The organism is Trueperella abortisuis (assembly GCF_030811095.1).
Lineage (GTDB): Bacteria > Actinomycetota > Actinomycetes > Actinomycetales > Actinomycetaceae > Trueperella > Trueperella abortisuis.
In genome coordinates, this window is sequence record NZ_JAUSQL010000001.1 from 801,981 (window position 1) to 824,434 (window position 22,454).

Genomic DNA, 22,454 nt, shown 5'->3' on the forward strand with positions numbered 1-22,454 from the left:
GGAGAATAATGGGCGCTGAGATACGCAAGAAGAAAGATCCGGCGCCGCCGGCGGTGCGCAAGGCGAGACGGCTGATGGAATGGGCGATGAATCTCAGGATCGTGCGCGCCTTCCAACGCTACGGTGTGGCGCGCGGCGCGCAGCTCTCCGGCGGCATCGCCTACTCGGCGTTGTTCGCGCTGGCTGGCGCGCTGACGATCGGCCTGACCGCGTTCTCCTATACCCTGGGCGGCAACGACCAGTTACGCGAGGAGCTTGTCGCCACGATCGATTCTGCTCTGCCCGGCATCCTCAAGACGGACGCGAACGCGGGCGGCCTGCTGGATCCGAACGACCTCATCGTGGACAATCCGTTTAATCTGGCATCGCTCATCGCACTACTCGTGTTGCTCTGGTCATCCATCTCGCTCATGGGTGGTCTGCGGATGGCGCTCCAGTCGATGTTCGGCATCATCATGGTTCCGCGCAACGCCGTGGCGGCCAAGCTGCTCGACCTGTCGGGCTTCCTCGTCCTCGGCCTGGGCGTCCTGTCGACCACCCTGCTCGTCTCGGTTACCCAGCTCTTCGGGGAACGGATCTTCGATGCGCTCGGTGTGTCCGGAGCGGTGGGAAGCGCTTTTATCACGGCCGCCACCTACGCGGTCGCCTTCGTCATCGACGCCGCCGTGGTCATGTACCTCATTCGCGTCATGTCGGGGGTCAAGGCTCCGTTGCGTGACCTCGCCATTGGCGGGGTGACGGCGGCGATCGGTTCGGCCCTGTTGCGCACGCTCGGCACGGCCGCCGTCGGCTCCGTCTCGGACAACGCGCTGCTCGCCGGGTTCGCGGCGATCTCAACGCTCCTGCTGTGGATCAACTTCCTCGCCCGGCTCCTGCTGGTGTCCGCCTGCGTGACGGCCAACCCGCCGGCGTCCGGTGCGCCCACGCCCTCCCAGGTCGAGCACCTGGAGGAAACCCCGAACTACGTCACCGAATCTGTACCTGAGACGAAGCGGTGGGTGCACGACCCGCGCTCGGGTATTATCGCCCCCGACCCGCCCGAACCTACGGGGGAGCAGATCCCGCAGTGGAAGGGTCTGCGTGAGAAACGGGCCCGTAGGCGGATCGAAGCCGCCGAGCAGGGGATGCGTGAGGCCGAAGCCGCGCTCGCCCAGGCCCGCCAAGACTACAAGGACGGGGCGTGGGACGCGTTTTACGCAGCCACCCGCTACACCACCAATTCGAAGAACGCCGCTGTGGGCAGAGGCGACGTCGTGATCAAGGACGGACAATGATTCACGCCATCGTTCCCGCCGGCGGGGCCGGCACCCGGCTGTGGCCGCTCTCGCGGCGCGACCACCCGAAGTTCCTCACGGACCTGACGGGTTGCGGGCGCACCCTCATCCAGCAGACCTATGACCGGCTCGCGCCCGTGTCCGAATCCGTCACGGTGGTCACCGGTCTCGCCCATCGTGACGCCGTCGCCTCCCAGCTGCCCGAGCTGGCGGAGGGGGACATCATCGCCGAGCCATCCCCGCGAGACTCCATGGCGGCCATCGCGCTGGCCGCGGCCGTCATCGCGAGGCGGGCGGGCGACGTCGTGGTCGGGTCCTTCGCGGCCGACCACCTCATCGCCGACGTGGCGGCCTTTCACTCCGCGCTGGCACAGGCCGAACGCGCCGCGGAAGCCGGCTACCTCGTGACGATCGGCATCACCCCCGACTACCCGGCCACGGGCTTTGGATACATCCAGGAGGGTCAGCCACTCGCGCTGGCGGGCGGTTGCACGCGGGGCGCGCGCCACGTGCTGAGATTCGTGGAAAAGCCGGACGCTGAGACGGCCGCCGAGTACCTCATGGGTGGGTACCGTTGGAACGCCGGCATGTTCGTGGCCAAGACGTCGGTGCTGCTCGGTGCGCTGGAGCGCTTCGAGCCTGAGCTGGCCGGCGGGATCGCGGCGATCGCGCAGGCGTACGATACCGCAGATGGGCCGGCGGTGCTCGCCGAACGCTGGCCGGAGCTGAAGAAGATCGCCATCGATCACGCGATCGCCGAGCCGCTCGCCGCAGCGGGTGGGGTCGCCGTCGTGCCAGTGGAGATGGGCTGGTCCGACGTCGGGGACTACGCCTCGCTTCGAGACGCGGTGGGCACCGGCGCGCACGTGGCCCCGGGTGGCGCCGCGCAACCGGTGTTCGCCATCGACTCCCCAGGTGCGCTCGTGTACACCCATTCGAAGCCGATAGCGGTTCTCGGATTGGAAGATGTGGTCGTTGTCGAGTCGGAGGGTGCGATTCTTGTCACAAATATCGAGCGTTCGCAGGAAGTGAAAGCTATCGTAGAGCGGATCTCGCGTTCCGGGATGGAGGAGATTCGGTAAAATTCCGGGAACTTATAGTTCTGTGCATGGATTATCGAACTGTTAAACGAAATTATCACGAAAAGATTACAGATTCGTCACTGTGCGACAACCGCGCAAACTCACGTTAAAGTTGATGTGATCACTGCACAGGCGTAGTGAAGCAGACCAGTTATGAAGGAGTTATCCGTGAGGAATTTCAAGAAGTTTGCGGCTGTCATGGCTGCGACCGCTCTTGCACTCAGCGCATGTTCCGGCAAGGACGCCGGCGGGGACAAGGGTTCGGAGGGGGCGAAGTCCGACTTCAAGGCGTGCCTGGTCTCGGACGCCGGCGGTTGGGATGACCGCTCGTTCAACGAGTCCGCTTACAACGGCCTCATGCAGAGCAAGGACGCTCTCGGCATTAACGTTCAGACCGCCGAGTCGTCCTCCGACGCCGACTTCGCGCCCAACGTCGAGGCCATGGTTTCCGACGGATGCAAGATGATCATCGGCGTCGGCTACCTGCTCGAGCAGCCGCTCCAGGACGCCGCCAACAACAACCCCGACCTCCAGTTCGGCCTGGTCGACTCCTACTTTACCGACGGCGACGCGCCTGTGAAGGTCGACAACGCCCGCCCGCTCGTCTTCAACACCGCCGAGGCCGCCTACCTCGCGGGTTACCTCGCAGCCGGCATGTCCAAGAGCGGCACGGTTGCCACCTTCGGTGGCCTTCAGATCCCGTCCGTCACCATCTTCATGGACGGCTTCGTGGATGGCGTTGCCAAGTACAACGGGGACAAGGGTGCCTCCGTGAAGGTCCTCGGCTGGGACAAGGCCAGCCAGGCCGGTGCGTTCACCAACTCCTTCGATGACCAGACCTTGGGCAAGCAGCAGGCACAGCAGTTCATTGACCAGGGCGCGGACGTGATCATGCCTGTCGCCGGCCCGGTCGGCCTCGGCGCTGCCGCCGCCGCCCAGGAGGCGGGCGACGTCATGTTCATCGGCGTCGATTCCGACTGGTTCGAGACCGCCCCCGACTACGCCGACCTGATCCTGACCTCGGTCGTGAAGGAGATCGCGGCCTCGGTTGAGGACACCGTCAAGGCTGGCGCCGACGGCACCTTCTCCGCCGACCCGTACGTGGGCACCCTCGAAAACGGTGGCGTCTCCATCGCCCCGTTCCACAACTTCGAGGACAAGGTCCCGGCCGAGCTGAAGGACGCGGTCAAGAAGCTCGAGGAGCAGATCAAGTCCGGCGAGCTGAAGGTAGAGTCTCCTGCCTCCCCGCGAGCCAACTAGTTCTGTCTAAGAACTAGGGGGAGGCCCGGCCCTGGACGGGCCGGGCCTCCCCCCTTTACTGTCACAGGAAGGCAGAATCGTGAAACTTGAACTGAGAGGGATCACCAAGCGATTTGGGACTCTCGTGGCAAACGACCACATTGACCTCGTGGTCGAGCCGGGCCACATTCACGCCCTTCTCGGCGAGAATGGCGCAGGCAAATCAACCCTCATGAATGTCCTCTACGGTCTCTACGAGCCGAACGAGGGTGAGATTCTTCTAGACGACCAGCCGCAGAAGTTCACTGGCCCCGGCGACGCCGTTGCCGCCGGTATCGGCATGGTTCACCAGCACTTCATGCTCATCCCCGTCTTCACGGTGGCCGAGTCCATCGCGCTGGGTTACGAGCCGACGAAGGCCGCCGGCCTCATCGACATCGCCAAGGCGCGCAAGCTCGTCAAGGACGTCTCCGCCCGCTTCGGCTTCGACCTCGACCCAGATGCCAAGATCGAGGATCTCCCCGTCGGCGCGCAGCAACGTGTGGAGATCGTCAAGGCGCTTTCGCGCGACGCCCACGTCCTCATCCTCGATGAGCCCACCGCCGTGCTCACCCCGCAAGAAACGGATGAGCTGATGGCGATCATGCGCCAGCTGGCGGATGCCGGCACTTCAATCGTCTTCATCACGCACAAGCTGCGTGAGGTCCGCGCCGTCGCGGACGACATCACAGTCATCCGCCGAGGCAAGGTCGTTGGCGCGGCTGAGCCGACCTCCACCGAGTCCGAGCTGGCCACCCTTATGGTGGGCCGCCCGGTCATGATGCAGGTGGACAAGCAGCCGGCCAACCCGGCCGGCCCGGGCCTGGTGGTCGAGCATCTGACCGCTTTTGACGCCGTGGGCACCAGGGTGCTCGACGACGTGAGCTTCGAGGTGAACAAGGGCGAAATCGTTGCCATCGCCGGCGTGCAGGGCAACGGCCAGACCGAGCTCGCCGAGACCATCATCGGCCTTCAGGAGGCCGCCGGCGGAACGATCGCCCTCAACGGCACCGACATCACGGCACACAGTGTGCGCCAGACGATTGAGGACGGCATCGGGCAGATCCCGGAGGACCGCTCGAAGGACGGCGTGATCGCCAGCTTCTCGATCGCCGAAAACCTCGTGCTCGATCAGTACCGCGACAAGCCCTTCTCGGCTGGGGGCGTGTTGCGTCCCAAGGTCATTTACAAGAACTCGCTGGCCAAGCAAGAGGAATACGATATCCGTCTGACCTCGGTCAACGACCCGATCTCCACCCTTTCCGGTGGCAACCAGCAAAAGGTGGTGGTGGCGCGCGAGCTGTCGCGCGACCTGGAGCTGCTCATCGCGAATCAGCCCACCCGCGGCGTCGACGTCGGCTCGATCGAGTTCATCCACAAGCGCATTGTCGAGGTGCGCGACGCGGGCACCCCGGTGCTCCTCGTGTCCTCCGAACTTGACGAGGTGGTGGCGCTCGCCGACCGGATCGTGGTCATGTACCGTGGCCGCGTGATCGGCACCGTGCCGGCCGACACCCCACGTGACGCCCTCGGCCTCATGATGGCCGGCGTTCCCCAGGATGAGGCCCTGGCGATGTCGCAGACCACGAAGGAGGAGCTCTAATGGCTCAAAATACGACGTCCACACGCAAGGCAGGGGCGGGCACCTACCTCAAGGGCTTGGTCTACACCGGCATCCGCTCCGGTTGGCTCGTCTCGGTGCTCGCAGTGCTCATCGCGTTCGTCATCGGCGCTATCCTGATCGCGCTGACCGGTTCGAACGTGCTCGACGCCTACTACGCGATGTTCCGCGGCGCCATCTTCGACCCGCAGGCCAGCTCCTTCGTTCGTCAGATCAAGCCGATCACGGATTCCTTCTTCTACGCGATCCCGCTCATCATTGGCGGACTTGGCCTGGCATTCGGTTTCCGGGCCGGCCTGTTCAACATCGGTGGCGCCGGCCAGCTGATTTTCGGCTCGCTGGCGGCCGTGTGGGTGGGCTTCAACATGTCCTTCCCGCCCGTCGTACACACCCTGCTGGCCCTGCTGGCGGGTATTGCGGCCGGCGCGCTCTACGCCGGCATCGCGGGCGCGCTCAAGGCGCGCACGGGAGCCAACGAGGTGATCGTGACGATCATGCTCAACTCGATCGCCACCCTCGCGCTCGGCTACATCCTTCTGCAGCCGGCCTGGCAGGTGCCGGGATCGTCCTTCCCGAAGACGCCGACCGTGGCCGATACGGCCGCGCTGAGCCCGCTGCTTCCCGCGCCGTTCAAGCTCCACTTCGGCATCGTCATCGCGGTGCTGGCCACGATCCTGTTTTGGTGGGTGCTCGAGCGTTCGACCTTCGGTTTCGAGGTCCGGGCGGTGGGCGCCAACCCCAACGCGGCCCGAACCGCCGGCATCTCGGTGGGGAAGGTGACCACGTTGACGATGGTCGCCTCCGGTTCCTTCCTCGGACTCGCGGGTGCCAATGAGGCGCTCGGTACTATCGGGTATGTTTCGGGCAACGTGGCAGGTACCGTCGGCTTCGACGCCATCACGGTGGCCCTTCTGGGGCGCAACAAGCCGCTTGGCACCTTCTTGGCCGGCCTGCTCTTTGGGGCCTTCAAGGCGGGTGGTTACATCATGCAGACCAAGGGCGTGCCGGTTGACATGATCCTCATCCTGCAGTCCACCATCGTTCTCCTCATTGCAGCCCCGGCACTCGTGCGCTGGATCTTCCGCCTGCCGCGCGCAAACTCGGTCACGCTGCGCCAGTACGTCACGCTGAGCGAGCGTGGCATCAAGGTCACCGAAGAGAACGCGAACGACCTCGTCAGCGCCGGCGTGAGCGCCAAAGAGTCCACGCCTGCGCGAAACGATAACCGGATCAGTAGCGACAAGGAAACCGCGCAAGCGACCGAGGAGAACAAGGGAGGCCAGCGATGAGCGTTGATGTTCGTAACGAGACTCCGCGCAAGGCGGAGCAGAAGGAAGTGCGCACCCGCCTGTCGTGGAAGCTACCTATCACCTACGCGCTGGCGGCCCTCCTACTGGTCTTCTTCGCGCTGAACGCCAAGGGCGAGACGATTCTGCGTCTGAATGACCGCAGCCAGTCTTACACGTTGGGCGACACCGCGATCAACGCGCCGCTGTTCCTGTGGATCTTCGTGGCGATCGCACTGGTGGGAACTGCCTGGTCGATCCTGTCCACGCTCTCGCGTGGCAAGTACGGCAAGATCGGGCACACCTTGGACGTGGTGACGATGCTCCTCGTGGGAATCGTGACCATCCTGTCCTTCCTCGTCTTCGCGGGCGCCGGCTCGGCCGGCGCGGTGACGCTGACCTCGACGCTGGGAGCGACGGTGGCGATCTCCACCCCACTCATCTTCGGCTCACTCTCCGGCGTCATCTGTGAGCGCGTGGGCGTGGTCAACATCAACATCGAAGGCCAGCTACTTGCCGGCGCGTTCGCGGGAGTCATGGCGGCCTCGTTCTTCCACAACGCCTACATCGGCCTGCTGTTCGCCCCGCTGGCGGGTGCTCTCCTCGGCTCCCTGCTGGCGCTGTTCGCGGTGCGTTACGGCGTGGATCAGATCATCGTCGGCGTCGTGCTCAACGTGCTTGCCCTCGGCCTGACGGCGTTCTTCTACGACACGGTCATGACGAAGGACCAGCAGCTGTTCAACACGAACCGCTACTCGCTGAGCGCGATCAAGATTCCCGGCCTGTCCGAGATCCCCGTGATCGGCCCGATGCTGTTCAACCAGACGATCGTCGTCTACGTCATGTACGTCGCGGTGATCTTCCTGGCGATCTTCATCTTCCGCTCGCGCTGGGGCCTGCGCCTGCGCGCCTGCGGCGAGCACCCGAAGGCCGCGGACACGGTGGGCATCAACGTCAACCGCACCCGCACCCGCAACACGATCCTCGGATCGGCGCTGGCCGGCTTCGGAGGGGCATCCTTCACGATCGGCACGGGCCTGGCGTTCACGGATAACATCTCCGCTGGCAACGGATACATCGCCCTCGCCGCGATGATCCTCGGCAAGTGGCACCCGGTGGGGGCCATGGGCGCGGCCGTCATGTTCGGCTTCGCCCGCGCGGTCGCCCAGCTCGTGCCGTCGCTGCACAGCGGTATCCCATCCAACCTGCTGAACATGATCCCCTACATTGTCACGATCATCGCGGTCGCCGGCTTCGTCGGCAAGTCGAGGCCGCCGGCAGCTGAGAACATCCCCTACGTGAAGTCATGACGATCAACTGGAACGCCCTGAAAGAACTGGCGATTGAAGCAATGAAGTGCGCCTACGCGCCCTACTCGGGTTACCCGGTGGGCGTTGCAGGCGTGACGACCGACGGCCGATACGTCTCGGGCTGTAACGTGGAGAACGCCTCCTACGGTCTGGGCACGTGCGCGGAAAACGGAATGATTAGCGCGCTCGTGCGCTCCGGCGGGGGACAGCTCGCCGCGGTGTGGTGTGTCAATGGTGACGGGGAGACGGCGGTCCCGTGCGGCCGCTGCCGTCAGCTGCTCTACGAGTTCGGAGGCCCGGACCTGTTGGTCTACATGCCTGAAACGGGCCCGCAGCCGATGACGTACGTGCTCCCGGAGGCCTTCGGCCCCCGCGACCTCACCGACTATGACAGCGAGGCCGCCGTCGACATGTCGAAGACGATATTTAAGGACTGATATGACGGAACAGTTTGATGTCGTGGACATCATTCGTGCCAAGCGCGACAAGAACAAGCTGACGCTTGCGGAGATCAACTGGACGATCGACGCCTACACCCGTGGGGTGGTCGGCGACGAGCAGATGGCCGCCCTGGCGATGGCGATCTTCCTCAACGGGATGGACCGCGAGGAGATCGCCCAGTGGACCCAAGCCATGATCGACTCGGGCGAGACGATGGACTTCAAGTCCCTCGGTAAGCCGACGGCTGACAAGCATTCGACCGGCGGCGTGGGGGACAAGATCACCCTCCCGCTCGCTCCGCTCGTGGCCGTCTACGGTGTGGCTGTCCCGCAGCTGTCCGGGCGGGGCCTTGGGCACACGGGAGGAACGCTCGACAAGCTCGAGGCCATCTCCGGCTGGCGCGCCGCGCTGAGCAACGAGGAGATCATGGCCCAGCTCGCCGACGTCGGCGCGGTTATCTGCGCGGCAGGCTCCGGCCTGGCGCCCGCCGACAAGAAGCTCTACGCCCTGCGTGACGTGACGGCGACCGTGGACTGCATCCCGCTGATCGCTTCCTCGATCATGTCGAAGAAGATCGCCGAGGGCACAGACTCGCTCGTCCTTGATGTCAAGGTCGGCTCGGGCGCCTTCATGAAGGACCTCGACATGGCCAGGGAGCTAGCCCGCACCATGGTCGACCTCGGTACCGACGCCGGGGTTGTCACCACGGCGCTGCTGACCGACATGTCCACCCCGCTCGGCCTCAAGGTGGGCAACGCCCCCGAGGTCGCAGAGTCGGTGGAGGTGCTCGCGGGCGGCGGACCGGCCGACGTCGTCGAGCTGACCTGCGCGCTCGCACGGGAGATGCTCACCGCCGCCGGGCAGCCGGACGCGGACATCGAAGAGGCCCTCAAGGATGGGCGAGCCATGGACAAGTGGCGCGAGATGATTCGCGCCCAGGACGGCGACCCGGACGCCCCGCTCCCGCTGGCCAAGCACTCTCACGACGTGCTGGCCGAGGCGGACGGCGTGCTCACCACGCTCGACGCGCTCGCCGTGGGCGTGGCATCATGGCGCCTCGGCGCCGGGCGCGCCTTCAAGGAGGAGCCGATCCAACTGGCCGCGGGAATCGAGCTGTACAAGAAGCCGGGCGACTCGGTGAAGAAGGGCGAGAAGCTCATGACCTTCTTGACCGACGAGGAGGCGCGTATCCCGCGCGCGCTCGAGGCGCTTGAGGGCGGCATCGTCATCGGCGGGGAGTACACGCCGCGCGAGTCCGTCGTCCTGGACCGCATCTCGTCGTGAACCTGTCCACCATCCTTGCGCGGCTCGCCCGCCCCGTGGTCAGCCCCATCCAGTTCTCCTGGCCCGAGAATTTCACGGCCGAGGACTGGTTCGCCGACGACGCCGTGGGCGTGCCGCTCGAGGTGGGTGGACATCGACTGACCCAGTCCACGGGTCGCACCTGCGGAGCGATGGTGGTGCTCGTGGCCCGCATGCTCTCCGACTCGGCGCTGCGGGAGCGGATCGAGCTCGAGGGGCCCGCCGGCGCCGAGGCCGAGATCTACGCCGAGTTGCGGCGCGGCGCGCTCGGGCCGCTGACATGGCCGGCCGCCTACGGCTCCCCGCCGTGGCAGGTGGCCAAGGCGCTGACGGCGATCGCTCGTGAGGGCGGGTGGGACGTCGGCTACACCGCCACCCCCGTCGATGCGGACACCGAGCGCGGGCACGCGATCCTACAGTGGATCTGGCACGCGGCAGGTGTGGGGCTACCCATCCCGCTCTTCACCGGGGGCGAGCTCGCCGAGGGTCTTGCGCGGGCCGTGCCCCGCCACGTCGTGCTGGTCATGCCCGCAGCCGACACCTCACCTGAACTATCCATCTACGACCCGGGGTCGGGATCCGTGTATCGCGTCCCCATTTTTTCCATGGCGCAGCGCTCAACCCCGCTGCCCGCTTTTGGGCACTGGACACGGCTTGTGTGGGCAGTGCTTCCGCAACCAACGAAGGAGTAAACATGACCGAAGTTTCGAAGATGATCGACCACACCCTGCTCAAGCCGGAGGCCACGATCGACGACGTCGCCAAGCTGATCGAGGAGGCCAAGGAGCTGGGCACATACTCGGTGTGCGTCTCCCCGTCCATGCTTCCGCTGCCGGCGCAGATCGAGCTGGGCGAGCTCAAGCTGTGCGTCGTCGTCGGCTTCCCCTCGGGGGCCGTCGCCTCCGAGATCAAGGCCGCCGAAGCCGCCCGGGCGGTGGCCGCCGGCGCCGATGAGGTGGACATGGTCATCAACATCGGCTACGCCAAGGAGCACGACTGGGATTCGCTCGGCTACGACATCGCCGTAGTCCGCGACGCCATCCCGTACTCCCTGCTCAAGGTGATCATCGAGTCGGCCGTTCTCACGGACGAGGAGATCGTCGAGGCATGCAAGTGCGCGGTCGAGGCCGGCGCCGACTTCGTCAAGACCTCCACGGGTTTCCACCCCGCGGGCGGCGCCTCCACCCACGCCGTCAAGCTCATGCGCGAGACGGTGGGAGAGGAGCTCGGGGTCAAGGCTTCCGGCGGCATTCGGGACGCGGAGACCGCGAAGGCCATGATCGAGGCGGGTGCCAGCCGTCTTGGCCTGTCCTCCTCGCGCGCGGTCATCGAGGGCTTTGCCTCCTAAACCGAGAACGACGACGGGGCCCGGGCCGGCTGGTTCGGGCCCCACGTGCTTGTGGAAGGAAGTGCGAGACATCGCGTTCGTGGGAGGCGGGGGCGTAAGATAAAACCGTCACGCACAGAAAGGACTACCACCTTGAAAAAGTCACTCGTGTCCACCTTGTCCGCCGCCGCCTTTGCCCTGACCGCGCTCGCGGCGTGCGGGAACGACAATTCCAACTCTGCGACCACCGCCACGCCAAGCCCAAGCGCCTCGGCCTCTGTTTCTGCCTTGGCTGACGATCATAGCGCCAGCGCCGCCCCGTCGACGGACGCCGTCGCACCCTCCGTCCCCGACGGCTACAAGCTGGTCACCGCGCCGAAGAACGGCATCTCATTCGCCATCCCCGATGGATGGTTCGAACTTGACAGCTCGGCCGTCGCGAACAGCGAGGAGTTCCGGGACGCGATCGAGCAGTACACGGCCGGCCTGAACATGACCACCGAGGACTTCCTCAAGCAGATGGCTCAGTTCGACCTCATGGCCTCCGCGCTGACGCCTGATGGCACCGTCACCGAGAACCTCAACGTCAACGCGCAGGTATTGCCGGTCACATCACTTCCGACCGAGGATGACCTGAAGCAGCTGGTCGAAAGTGCCCAGGGCACTGCCGACGTCTACTCCACGACGACGACGCCTCTGGGCGAGGGCGCTATCGAGAGCTACACCCTGACCTTGGGAGAGGTCACCGTGCACGGCGCATTCATCCTCGTTCCCGTCCCGAACGGGGGCTACGCCCTCGTCACCGTGACCGCCGCCGACGCGGACAGGGTCTCAACCCTCGCGGAGGCCATCACCTCGAGCGTGCAAGCCGCCAAGTAGGCGACACGTAGCCCGAGGCCGGCCGGCTAGCGATATGGTGGGGCCCCGACGAATCGGGGCCCCACCATTGTGCTCGTGACTAGAGCGTGAGCATGGCGGAGACGTCGGCCTTGAAACGCTCCATGCGCTCCCTGGCGGCCTCGCGCGCCTGGGGAAGCGAGGCGGCGTCGGCGACGGGCACGATGACCTCGAGGTAGCACTTGACCTTGGGCTCAGTGCCGGAGGGACGGACGATGACACGGTCGCCCTCGCAGGTACGGATGCGCAGGGCGTCCGTGGGTGGCAGGTCGTCGCTACCCTCGCTCAGGTCCTCGATGGAGGCGACGGGCAGGCCGAGCAGCTCGGTCGGAGGCTGGCTGCGCAGCTTCGCCATCGTGGCCGGGATGATCGACAGGTCCTCCACGCGGACCGTCACCGGCGCGGTGAGGTACACGCCGTGGCGGATTGCCAGAGCGTCGAGGACGTCCTGGAGGGACTGACCGCCGGCCTTCATCTTCGCGGCCGTGGTGGCCAGCATGAGGGCCGCCGAGACGCCGTCCTTGTCCTTGACGAGGTCCGGGAAGCAGCAAAAACCGATGGCCTCCTCGTAGCCGAAGAGGATGTCCTCCGCGCGCGCGATCCACTTGAAACCCGTCAAGGTCGAGTGGTAGTCGAGCCCGTGGTGCTCGGCGATCTTCGAGAGCATCTGGGAAGAGACGATGGAGGAGGCCAGCGAGCCCTTGGTTCCGGCCTCGCGCGCGGCGGCGCCCGCCTGCTCGCCGAGGATGGAGCCGATCTCGTCGCCGGAGAGCTGGCGCCACCCTCCCGGGGTCGGGATTGCCGCCGAGCAACGGTCGGCGTCGGGGTCGGAGGCGATGATGATGTCAGCCCCCACCTCCTGTGCCACCTTGATGGCCTCGTCCAGCGCGCCGGCCTCCTCAGGGTTGGGGAAGGCGACCGTGGGGAAGTCCGGGTCGGGTTCGATCTGCGATGGCACGTCGACGACGTCGGTGAACCCCGCCCGTGCGAGAAGCGGGTGGACGAGGCCCTTGCCCACGCCGTGCATGGCGGTGTAGACGATCTTCAGCTCACGCGGTCCGTCCGGGATGCGGGCGAGGGTGTCGGCCACGTAGTCGGCCACGATCGAGTCGTCGATGACGTTCCAGCCCTCAGACATGGGGACCTCGTTGGCCGCCGGAGCGGCGGCGATCGCCGCCGCGATCTGCGAGTCCACCGGTGGGATGATCTGCACGCCGTTGCCGTTCGCGCTGGCGGCGCGCCCGCCGAGGTAGACCTTGTAGCCGTTGTCCTTGGGCGGGTTGTGCGAGGCGGTGACCATGACCCCGGCGTCGGCGCCGTACTTGCGTACGGCGTAGGCGAGTAGCGGCGTGGGGAGCTTGGTGGGCATGAGGTAGGCGGTGCCGCCCGCGGCGGTGACGATCGCGGCGGTGTCACGCGCGAACTCCTCCGAGTGGTAGCGGGCGTCGTAGCCGATGACGACGACGAAGTCGTCAGCGACCGTCTCCTTCAGCCATGCAACCAGCCCGGCGGCAGCTCGGCGCACGACGGCGGCGTTCATCCTGTTCGGGCCTGCCTCCATGACACCGCGCAGGCCGGCGGTGCCGAACTGGAGTGTGCCGGAAAAGCGGTCTTCGAGCTCGGCCGTGGCGGCGGCGTCACCGTCTTTGGCGGAGGCGAGGAGCGCTTCGAGCTCTGCGCGGTCATCGGCCGAGGGGTCGGCGCCAATCCACGCCGCGACGTCGTCAAAAAGGTGGGTGGTCATGAGAGGTCCTCCGCAATTCGTTCAATGATGTCCGCTAGAAGCCGGGAAATGCGCGGTCCGGCGGCCTTGCCGGCCTCGAGCACTTCGGCGTGGTTGAGCTTGTCGCTTGCGACGCCCGCGGCCAGATTCGTCACGAGCGAGATGCCGAGGATCTCCATCCCCATCTCGCGTGCCGCGATCGCCTCGAGTGCGGTGGACATGCCCACGAGGTCTCCGCCGAGTGTGGCCGCCATGCGCACCTCCGCCGGAGTTTCGTAATGCGGGCCGGAGAACTGGACGTAGACGCCCTCCACCAGGTTCGGATCGATCTGGTGGGCAATCCCGCGCAGGCGGGAGGAGTACAGGTCCGTGAGGTCCACGAAATTGGCGCCCTCAAGCGGGGAGGTAGCGGTGAGGTTGATGTGATCGCGAATGAGGACGGCGCTGCCCGGTCCGACCTGCTCGCGGGTGGAACCGCACCCGTTGGTCAGGATGCAGACCTTCGCACCGGCAGCAGCGGCAGTGCGAACGCCATGGGCGACGGCACGTACCCCCTTGCCCTCGTAGTAGTGGGTACGGGCCCCCAGGACGAGGGCGTGTTTGCCGCCCTTAAGGCGGATGGAGGTGAGCTTTCCTCCGTGTCCGGCAACTGCCGACTTGGAAAAGCCCGGGATGTCCTCGGCGGGAACCTCGGCGACGACCTCACCGATGAGGTCAGCGGCCCCGCCCCAGCCCGAGCCAAGGGTCAAAGCGATGTCGTGTTTATCGACGCCCGTCACGTCGGCGATCTTCGCCGCCGCCTCGCGGGCCAAATCCATGTAATCCATGGCGGATATTTTACAGCAGTAGCATGGCTTGTGATCCGCAACCATGGCATTATATGCGCATTTCGGTGGTGATGCTTGCCATAATGGCGGCGCCCTCCGCCGCCATCGATCCGCGGATGGGTGTACCGGCTGTTCACCTGGTGCCTGTACGCTTGCCGTATGGTTAAGAAGAAGCGTTATCGCAAGGGCCCCGTGATGCTCAGGGGCGAACACATTCCGGATACCACCACCGACGCGCGGCTGCTGCGCCCGTTCCAGGATCCCTCCTTTATCCACTCCGAGCCCTGGCGCATCATGCGCATCCAGTCGGAATTCGTGGAAGGCTTCGGCGCGCTCGCCGACCTCGGGCCGGCGATCTCCATCTTCGGCTCCGCCCGCACCTCGCCCGATGACCGCTACTACCACCTCGCCGAGCAGATCGCCCGCGAGCTCGTCTCCCACGGCTACGGGATCATCACCGGAGGCGGACCGGGCATCATGGAGGCCGGCAACAAGGGAGCGCACGAGGCCGGCGGTGTCTCCGTCGGGCTCGGCATCGAGCTACCCTTCGAACAGGGCATGAATCAGTACGTCAACATCGGCATCGACTTTCGCTATTTCTTCGTGCGCAAGATGATGTTCGTCAAGTACTCCCTCGGCTTCATCGTCATGCCCGGCGGATATGGCACCATGGACGAACTCTTCGAGGCGCTGACCCTCGTGCAGACCAACAAGGTCTCATGCTTCCCCATCGTGCTCGTGGGCAGCGAGTACTGGAGGGGCCTCGTTGACTGGATCGAGGGCCGTCTTCTCGCCGACGGCTACATCTCCGAGGGGCACGAGAAGATCCTCGTGGTCGTCGACACCGCTGAGGAGGCCGTGGCCGCCGTCCTCGAGGGCGTCCACCGCCTCGCCGAGGAAAAGCGCTCAAACGAGAAGTAACACCAAGGTGCGGGCGAGCGACCTGGGCTAACGGCTCGGGCCGGCGGACGGTGAATCTACAGGTGAAGGCCTGACGCGCCCCAAGTATTCGCGTAGAATATAAGCATTGGGCGCAAACGTGCCCCGGAAGGAGTAGACCATGGCAGCCATGAAACCGAGAACGGGAGATGGGCCGCTCGAGGCGGAGCGTGACCTCCACGGTACGACTCTGAGGATGCCTTTGGAAGGGGGCGGACGCCTCGTGCTCGAACTGAGCGACGAGGAGGTCGAGTCCCTCCACGAGGTCCTAGGTAAGGTCCTCGAGCTTTAACGAGGCAACCATTAGCGCTTAACGCTGACTAACACGCCGTCACCGAGGGGATTGAGGCTGGAGACGAGGTCTTCAGCCTCAATCAATTCCCGGCCGAGATTGCGCAACGCGACGGTTGCCTCGTCGCGGCGCGCCGGGTCGGCCACGCGGTCGTCGTGAAGAGCGTGGGCGAGTACGAGCGTGCCGCCGGGGCGGAGCATCCGCAGCGCCTCGGACACGTCGCCGGCGGCCTCGAGGGGATCGCCGTCCACGAGTACCAGGTCGTAGGAACGCGAGGCGAGACGGGGGAGCATGTCGGCGCTACGGCCGTTGATGAGCCGGTAGCGGCCGGGACGGATGCGGGCCGCGGAGAAGTTCTCCCGCGCGTATGCCTGGGCCTCGGCGTCCGTGTCGATGGAGGTCAGCACGGAGTCCGTGGACGCGGCCAGGAGGTAGAGCGCCGAGACGCCCGTTCCCGTGCCGATCTCCGCGATAGTCTTGACGCCCATCGCGGCGAGCGCAGTCAGGAAGTGCCCCGTGGCGGCCGACAGCGCTTTCAGCCCCAAGTCAGACGCCTGCTGACGCGCATGAAGCACCAGATCCGACTCTTCGACAATGTGCTCCGCGTACGTCCACGACTGGGCCTTATCCACGTCCGTCCTTTCTCTTTTGCATCATCTTAGCGCGCGTGGCCGGCGCGAGGCCGGCCACGCGCCCGATCAGTTACCGACCGGCTTGACACCGAGCGGGCGTCCGGCGAGCCCGCGGGCACGATGGGCGAGCGTCGTGGCCACCTCGCGGATTGCCTCCTGCGCCGGGGACTGCCCGGGCTGGATCGCGAACGGGGTTCCTGAGTCACCGCCCTCGCGCAGGTCCTGCTCGATCGGGATCTGCGCCAGAAGCGGCACGTGATAGCCGAGGTTGCGCGAGAGCTGGGCAGAGACGGCCTCGCCGCCGCCGGCGCCGAAGATCTCCATGTGTGAGCCGTCGGGCATCGCCAGGTAGGACATGTTCTCGATGATGCCCACCACCCGCTGGTCGGTCTGCTTGGCCATGAGGCCCGCACGCTCCGCGACGTCGGCCGCCGCCACCTGCGGGGTGGTGACGAGGACGATCTCGGAGGTCGGGATGAGGGAGGACACCGACAGCGCCACGTCGCCCGTCCCGGGCGGGAGGTCAATAAAGAGGACGTCAAGGTCACCCCAGTAGACGTCGGCAAAGAACTGCTCAAGCGCGCGGTGCAACATCGGGCCGCGCCAGACCACAGGGCCGTTCTCGGACATGAAGTTACCGATCGAGATCGTCTTCACGTCGTGGACCACCGGCGGGATGATCATGTTGTCCACCACCTGCGGCGGGTGGGTCACGCCCATCATCTGCGGGATGGAGAATCCGTAGATGTCCGCGTCGACAACGCCCACCTTCAGCCCCGCCTTTGCCATCGTGGCGGCGAGGTTGACGGTCATGGAGGACTTGCCCACGCCGCCCTTGCCCGAGGTGATCGCGTAGACGCGGGTGAGGTTGCCCGGCTGGGCGAAGGGGATAACGCGCTCGGGTTCGCCCCCGCGCAGCGTCTTCTTCAACTCGGCGCGTTGGGCGTCGTCCATCACGCCCATGCGCACGCTCACGGACGCAACGCCCGCCATCGCGCCCACAACCTTCTGGGTGTCCTGCGCGATCGTATCCCGAAGCGGGCACCCCGCCGTCGTCAGATCGATCCCGACGACGACGTTGCCGGCCTCGTCGATCTCCACGGAGCGCACCATCCCCAGGTCGGTAATCGGGCGCCGGATCTCCGGGTCGATGACGTTGGCGAGCTCGGCCTTAATATCTTCAATGCTCGGTAAACTCATGGCTGTATCCTATCCTTGCCCTTCACCAGTTTCGAGCTGGGCTAACCTCGCCTCAAGCTCGGCGATCTTTTCGTCTTTGGCGGCGAGTTCGGCGTCGCGGGCGGTGACCTGCTCGCGCAATTCGAACTGGTCGCGCATCTCCGAACGGACGAAGTCGCGGGTGGCCAACTCCTGCATGGACATGCGCAGCGAGGCGATCTCCCGGATGAGGAACTCGGTGTCGGACAGGGTGCGCATGGCGTGCTGACGGTCCCGCTCGGCACTGACCCTGTCACGCTCGTCCTGCCTGTTCTGTGCGAGCAGGATGAGGGGGGAGGCGTAGGAGGCCTGCAGGGAGAGCATGAGGGTCAGCGCGGTGAAGCCGAGGGCCGCCGAATCGAAGCGCAGCCGTTCGGGGGCGACGCTGTTCCACACCAGCCACAGTCCGACGAAGATGGTCAGCCAGATGATGAACTTCGGGGTTCCCGTGAAGCGGGCGATCCGTTCGGCGATCACCCCGGTAGCCTCCGAGTCCACGGAGGTGCGCCAGCGGCGATGCCGCTTGCTCAACGGCTGGTCAAAACTCTCAGGCATCGCGGCCCTCCCTATGCTCGGCCTTCTCGCACTCGTTGACGACGTCGCGATCCGACTCGCGCCCATCGCGCTCGCAACCGTCTATCTCAGCTTCGCCGGCAGTGCCGGGTTCGGATTCGTCCAGCAGGTCGTCGACGTGACGTTCGTCGATGCGGGTATCGATCTGATCTTCATCCGCGTCGCGCCAGTCCTCGGGCATGAGGTGGTTGAGCACGTCGTCGACCGAGACCGCTCCCACCAGCAGCCCGTTGTCCACCACGGGCAGGATCGTCAGGTTGTAGGTGGCGAGCAGGCGGGTGATGGTGCCGATCCCGTCGTCGGGGGAGAGGATCTCCACCTGATCAATGATCGAGCCGACCATTTCCGAGGGCGGCTCACGCAGCGCCCGCTGCAGATGGACGACGCCGAGGTACTGGCCCGTGGGGGTCTCCGTGGGCGGGCGCACGATAAAGCACGTGCTGGCGATAGCGGGGGCGAGGTCCTCCCTGCGGGCAGCGGCGAGGAGCATGGAGATGTGGGCGTCGGGGGAGAGGATCATCGGCTCGGTGGTCATCAGACCGCCGGCCGTGCGTTCCCCGTAGGACATGAGGCGCCGCACGTCCTGGGCCTCATCGGGCTCCATCTTGGACAGCAGTATCTCCGCCTGGGCTGGGGGCAGCTCGTTGATGAGGTCGGCGGCGTCGTCCGGCTCCATCTCCTCCAGGATGTCGGCCGCGCGCTCGACCTCGAGGGCGCTCATGATGGTCACGCGGTCGGCATCCGACATCTCCTCCAGCACGTCGGCCAGTAGGTCGTCGTGCATATGGCGAGAGACGGCGATGATGCGGTCATCAGGGAGGTCGGAGAGGAGGTCCGCGATGTCGGGGGCCTTGAGCTCGTTGATCTGGGCGAGGAGGGCGGTGGCGGCCTGGTTTGCCACGCGCGTACGCAAGCCCGAGACGGAGGCGACGGGCACGATCTTCGTGTTGCCCGCCTCCGGCCCGCCCCGCGACATCCGCACATACAGCGAGGTCAGCCGCCATTCGCGGTTGCCCGTCTGCTCGATCGCCACGTCCTCCACGACGGCTTTGCCCGAGCCGTCGTTGAACTGGACCTCGCGGTCGAGGACCTCGCCGAGCACCATCGTCTCCGACGGGCGCTTCTCGAAGCGGCGGATGTTGAGCAGTCCGGTGGTGATGACCTGGCCGTTCGCGATCGAGGTCACGCGCGTGAGCGGCATGAACACGCGCCTCTTTCCGGTCACGTCAACCACCAGCCCAACCGCCGACGGGTTTCCGCGTAATCGGAAGACCACGACGACGTCATGAACCTTGCCCACCCTGTCGCCGATCGGATCATAAACGGGTGTGCCAGCCAAGCGTCCTACAAAGACTCGCGTTCCGGTGCCTAGTGCCATCCTTTGTCCTTTCCGACGGTGCGGGCTTCACTGCTGAAGGCGTGCCATCCATGCCTCCACGGCGTCCGCGGTGCGTGGGATGTCCTCCGAGAGCCGGATCGCGCCGTCGTCGGTGACCAGGATGTCGTCCTCGATCCGCACGCCGATGCCACGGAAGCGTTCGGGAACCTTCAGGTCGTCCTCGCGGAAGTACAGGCCCGGCTCGATGGTGAAGATCATCCCGGGCTCCAGGTAGGAATCCTGGTAGAGCTCGCGCTTGGCCTGCGCGCAATCGTGAACGTCGAGGCCAAGGTGGTGGGAGGTGCCATGCGGCATCCAACGGCGGTGGTACTGAGCGTCGGGGGAGAGGGAGTCCGCGGCAGGTACCGGCAGCATTCCCCACTCTTCGAGGTGCTTTGCGATGACCTCCATCGCCGCCGCGTGGATGTCCTTGAACTGAACCTTGCCCTGGGCGACCTCGAGGGCGCGCTCGCAGGCCTCGAGGACGGCGTCGTACACCTCGCGCTGCGCCTCGGTGAACTTTCCGTTGATGGGCAGGGTGCGCGTGATGTCGGCGGTGTAGAGCGAATCGACTTCCGCGCCGGCGTCGATGAGGATGAGTTCACCCTCGCGCAGGCGCCCGTCGTTCGTGATCCAGTGCAAGGTGTTGGCGTGGTTGCCGGCCGCCGCGATTGTCTCATACCCCAGTCCGTTGCCCTCCTCGCGTGCCTTGGCCTGGAAAGCGCCCTCGATGACGCGTTCGCCGCGCCAATGCTCCACGGCGCGCGGCATCGCGCGGATCATCTCCTCGAAGCCCGACTTGGTGACCGCGATCGCCTTGCGCATCTCCGCCACCTCGTAGGGGTCCTTCGTCAGGCGGATCTCCGCGGCGGCCTCGGCAAGGCGGGCGTCCGCTTCCGCGGCGCCCTCAGTCAGCCCGTTTTGCTGGCGAAGCTCCGCCACGAGCGCCTCCACCGCGGCGTCGGACTGCGGGATCACCCGGATCTGGACCGCTCCCAGATCCTTCGAGATCGCGTCCTTCATCTCATCAATGTGGGCCACCTTCAGGCCCGTGGCCGTCGCCATTTCCTGCGCGCTCAGGCGCGCCCCGACCCAGAATTCGCCGTGGCGGGAGTCGGCGTAGAACTCCTCCGACGAACGCGAGGCGCGCGGGTGGAAGTAGAGGACCGCCTCATGCCCGCCCTCGACCGGGTTGAGCACGAGGACCGCTCCGGGCTCATCCTCCCCGCCAAGGCCGGTGAGGTGGGCGAAGGCCGAGTGGGCGCGGAAGCGGTAGTCCGTGTCATTCGAGCGGACCGTGAGGTCGCCCGCCGGGAACACGAGGCGTTCGCCCGGGAAGAGCTCCGAGAGACGCTTGTGGCGCTCTGGGAGGTAGTCGGCCACCGTCATGCGGGCCGGACCCGCCGGGCGCGGGCCCCAATCCTCGCCGATGAAATCTCGAAACGCCTGGCTCTGCGGGCGTTGAGTGCGGTTGTGTGCTTTTTCTTCGTTGGTCTGCTTAGTCATATTTCCATTATCCCACGCGCCCCCGACAAACTTGAACCGAGCTTGCTCTTCGCGTGGGGCGAACTTAGCGTGGATCCATGATCGATTTGCACACGCACTCCTCGTGCTCGGACGGCACCCAGACTCCCACCGAACTCATGGCGAGCGCCCGCGAGGCCGGGCTGATCTGCGTGGGACTGACCGACCACGACACCGTGGCCGGCTGGGAGGAGGCCGCCCGCGCCGTATCTGACACCGGGGTCAGCCTCGTGCGCGGCATGGAGGTCACGTCCCACTACGACGACGCCGGGGCGCGCGTCAGCGTTCACATGCTCGCCTATCTCTTCGACCCCACTGCGCCCGCACTCGCCGCCCACCGCGAGCGCCTGCAGGCATCTCGCGCCGACCGCGCTCGTCAGATCGTCGAGCGGCTGTCCCAGGACTTCCCCCTGAGCTGGGACGACGTCGTCGCCGGGGAAGGCGCCGTCGTGGGAAGGCCGCACATCGCCGACGCGCTGATCGCCGCCGGCGTCGTGTCGAGCAGGGAGGAGGCCTTCGACGACCTCCTTCACCCACGCGGCAAATACTACGTGCCCAACTACTCACCGGACGTGTTCGACGTGATTTCCTGGATCAACGACGCCGGCGGGCGCGCCGTCTTCGCTCATCCCATGGCCGCCAAGCGCGGCAAGACCGTGCCGCTGTCGGCCCTTGATGCCATGGCAGAGGCTGGCCTGTTCGGCGTCGAGGTCAACCATCGTGACAACCCGCCCCACCTGCGCGAAGCGCTGGCTAGCCGGGCGCGTGTGCTTGAGCTTTTCCAGTTTGGTTCGAGCGATTACCATGGAGCAGGAAAACCGAACCGGTTAGGTGAGAACACCACGGATTCGGATACGCTCGCCGCCCTGGAACAGGGCGCTTTCCTGGAGGTTGTGCACCCGTGAATTTTGATGGGGCGCTGTTTGCGTCCGCCTTCGCCACGCTGCTGGTGATCATTGACCCACCCGGCAACGTGCCCGTGTTCATGGCGCTGACGCGAACGCTGAACAAGGCTGGGCGGAAGAAGGTGGCATTCCAGGCGAACTTCATCGCACTGGTCTTGCTACTCTTGTTCGGTTTCTTCGGCTTCTTTCTGTTCGGCTATATGGGCATCTCTCCCGAGGCCCTGCAGATCTCGGGTGGCCTGCTCCTGCTACTTGTCGCCCTCCAGCTGCTGACGGGCAAGGAGGAGGATCCGGGCTCGGCCGGCGGCACGATCGCGGTGGCCATGGTTCCCCTCGGCACGCCGCTTCTGGCGGGTCCGGGTTCAATCGTGGCTTTCATGCTGTTGATGCGTGACTTGAACGGCGACCCGTGGGGCCAGATTGCCGTCATCGCCGCCGCGGTGAGCGTGCTACTGATTTCCTGGCTCTCGATGCACTTCGCCGGGGCGATCATGCGCCTGCTTGGTGAGGCCGGTGTCATGCTGCTTACCAGGCTCTCGGGCATGCTCCTGGCGGCGATCGCCACCCAGCTCATCATCGCCGGCGTGCTTGGCGTCATCCGGCCACTTACCAGTTAGCTGCGGGG

22 protein-coding genes are annotated in these 22,454 nt (G+C 65.9%); 15 read left to right on the top strand and 7 right to left on the bottom strand.

Annotated elements, in window-relative coordinates:
- The first annotated feature begins 8 nt into the window (after positions 1-8).
- The 11 genes from J2S45_RS03490 to J2S45_RS03540 all read left to right on the top strand — a co-directional run bounded on the left by J2S45_RS03490 (position 9) and on the right by J2S45_RS03540 (position 11,800).
- Positions 9-1,274 (top strand): YihY/virulence factor BrkB family protein, encoded by a 1,266-nt coding sequence (locus J2S45_RS03490; protein WP_307634558.1) that lies wholly within the window; start codon positions 9-11, stop codon positions 1,272-1,274.
- Complete coding sequence (locus J2S45_RS03495; protein ID WP_307634559.1) at positions 1,271-2,356, top strand: mannose-1-phosphate guanylyltransferase; 1,086 nt, start codon at positions 1,271-1,273, stop codon at positions 2,354-2,356. Before J2S45_RS03490 ends, J2S45_RS03495 begins: the two co-directional genes overlap by 4 nt.
- Positions 2,357-2,524: 168 nt before the next feature.
- Positions 2,525-3,616 carry a BMP family lipoprotein gene (locus J2S45_RS03500; protein ID WP_307634560.1) on the top strand — a complete coding sequence of 364 codons (1,092 nt, stop codon included), beginning with the start codon at positions 2,525-2,527 and terminating at the stop codon, positions 3,614-3,616.
- A gap of 79 nt (positions 3,617-3,695) precedes the next feature.
- A complete protein-coding gene (locus J2S45_RS03505; RefSeq protein WP_270974721.1) occupies positions 3,696-5,237 on the top strand; it encodes an ABC transporter ATP-binding protein in 1,542 nt (513 codons plus the stop codon).
- The gene (locus J2S45_RS03510; protein ID WP_270974720.1) at positions 5,237-6,544 is read left to right on the top strand and encodes an ABC transporter permease; all 1,308 of its coding nucleotides are present in this window, start codon (positions 5,237-5,239) and stop codon (positions 6,542-6,544) included. Before J2S45_RS03505 ends, J2S45_RS03510 begins: the two co-directional genes overlap by 1 nt.
- Entirely contained in the window at positions 6,541-7,851 is a 1,311-nt protein-coding gene (locus tag J2S45_RS03515; RefSeq protein ID WP_270974719.1) for an ABC transporter permease, read from the top strand. The genes J2S45_RS03510 and J2S45_RS03515 overlap by 4 nt, the downstream gene beginning before the upstream one ends.
- Positions 7,848-8,288, top strand: coding sequence for a cytidine deaminase (locus J2S45_RS03520; protein ID WP_270974718.1), 441 nt, complete (start codon positions 7,848-7,850; stop codon positions 8,286-8,288). Before J2S45_RS03515 ends, J2S45_RS03520 begins: the two co-directional genes overlap by 4 nt.
- 1 nt (position 8,289) lies before the next feature.
- Positions 8,290-9,576, top strand: a complete 1,287-nt coding sequence (locus tag J2S45_RS03525) for a thymidine phosphorylase (protein ID WP_307634561.1) — start codon at positions 8,290-8,292, stop codon at positions 9,574-9,576.
- Positions 9,573-10,286 (top strand): hypothetical protein, encoded by a 714-nt coding sequence (locus tag J2S45_RS03530; protein ID WP_307634562.1) that lies wholly within the window; start codon positions 9,573-9,575, stop codon positions 10,284-10,286. The genes J2S45_RS03525 and J2S45_RS03530 overlap by 4 nt, the downstream gene beginning before the upstream one ends.
- Before the next feature lie 2 nt (positions 10,287-10,288).
- Complete coding sequence (deoC, locus tag J2S45_RS03535) at positions 10,289-10,942, top strand: deoxyribose-phosphate aldolase (RefSeq protein ID WP_270974715.1); 654 nt, start codon at positions 10,289-10,291, stop codon at positions 10,940-10,942.
- A 132-nt stretch (positions 10,943-11,074) separates the two neighbouring features.
- Positions 11,075-11,800 carry a hypothetical protein gene (locus tag J2S45_RS03540; RefSeq protein WP_307634563.1) on the top strand — a complete coding sequence of 242 codons (726 nt, stop codon included), beginning with the start codon at positions 11,075-11,077 and terminating at the stop codon, positions 11,798-11,800.
- 79 nt (positions 11,801-11,879) lie between these two features.
- Here J2S45_RS03540 and J2S45_RS03545 read toward each other — a convergent pair whose 3' ends face one another.
- The gene (locus J2S45_RS03545) at positions 11,880-13,562 is read right to left on the bottom strand and encodes a phospho-sugar mutase (RefSeq protein ID WP_296932901.1); all 1,683 of its coding nucleotides are present in this window, start codon (positions 13,560-13,562) and stop codon (positions 11,880-11,882) included.
- Entirely contained in the window at positions 13,559-14,368 is an 810-nt protein-coding gene (locus J2S45_RS03550) for a purine-nucleoside phosphorylase (protein ID WP_307634564.1), read from the bottom strand. The genes J2S45_RS03545 and J2S45_RS03550 overlap by 4 nt, the downstream gene beginning before the upstream one ends.
- 159 nt (positions 14,369-14,527) lie before the next feature.
- Between J2S45_RS03550 and J2S45_RS03555 the strand changes: the two genes are divergently transcribed.
- Positions 14,528-15,289, top strand: coding sequence for an LOG family protein (locus J2S45_RS03555; protein WP_307634565.1), 762 nt, complete (start codon positions 14,528-14,530; stop codon positions 15,287-15,289).
- A 139-nt stretch (positions 15,290-15,428) separates the two neighbouring features.
- Positions 15,429-15,599: a DUF3117 domain-containing protein gene (locus J2S45_RS03560; protein WP_270974710.1), complete on the top strand. Its 171-nt coding sequence runs from the start codon at positions 15,429-15,431 to the stop codon at positions 15,597-15,599.
- An 11-nt stretch (positions 15,600-15,610) separates the two neighbouring features.
- Here the strand turns inward: J2S45_RS03560 and J2S45_RS03565 are convergent, their stop codons facing one another.
- The 5 genes from J2S45_RS03565 to J2S45_RS03585 form a co-directional block, all read right to left on the bottom strand.
- The gene (locus J2S45_RS03565) at positions 15,611-16,231 is read right to left on the bottom strand and encodes an O-methyltransferase (protein ID WP_270974709.1); all 621 of its coding nucleotides are present in this window, start codon (positions 16,229-16,231) and stop codon (positions 15,611-15,613) included.
- 66 nt (positions 16,232-16,297) lie between these two features.
- The gene (locus J2S45_RS03570; protein ID WP_300048555.1) at positions 16,298-17,431 is read right to left on the bottom strand and encodes an Mrp/NBP35 family ATP-binding protein; all 1,134 of its coding nucleotides are present in this window, start codon (positions 17,429-17,431) and stop codon (positions 16,298-16,300) included.
- Positions 17,432-17,440: 9 nt separating this feature from the next.
- Entirely contained in the window at positions 17,441-18,004 is a 564-nt protein-coding gene (locus J2S45_RS03575) for a DUF1003 domain-containing protein (RefSeq protein WP_270974707.1), read from the bottom strand.
- Positions 17,997-19,400 carry a magnesium transporter MgtE N-terminal domain-containing protein gene (locus tag J2S45_RS03580; protein WP_307634566.1) on the bottom strand — a complete coding sequence of 468 codons (1,404 nt, stop codon included), beginning with the start codon at positions 19,398-19,400 and terminating at the stop codon, positions 17,997-17,999. Before J2S45_RS03580 ends, J2S45_RS03575 begins: the two co-directional genes overlap by 8 nt.
- A gap of 27 nt (positions 19,401-19,427) precedes the next feature.
- A complete protein-coding gene (locus J2S45_RS03585; RefSeq protein ID WP_307634567.1) occupies positions 19,428-20,906 on the bottom strand; it encodes an aminopeptidase P family protein in 1,479 nt (492 codons plus the stop codon).
- A 77-nt stretch (positions 20,907-20,983) separates the two neighbouring features.
- On the opposite strand from J2S45_RS03585, the gene J2S45_RS03590 reads away from it, so the two are divergent.
- Both J2S45_RS03590 and J2S45_RS03595 read left to right on the top strand, forming a co-directional pair.
- The gene (locus tag J2S45_RS03590; protein ID WP_307634568.1) at positions 20,984-21,829 is read left to right on the top strand and encodes a PHP domain-containing protein; all 846 of its coding nucleotides are present in this window, start codon (positions 20,984-20,986) and stop codon (positions 21,827-21,829) included.
- A complete protein-coding gene (locus J2S45_RS03595) occupies positions 21,826-22,446 on the top strand; it encodes a MarC family protein (RefSeq protein WP_300048558.1) in 621 nt (206 codons plus the stop codon). Before J2S45_RS03590 ends, J2S45_RS03595 begins: the two co-directional genes overlap by 4 nt.
- Positions 22,447-22,454: the final 8 nt, after the last annotated feature.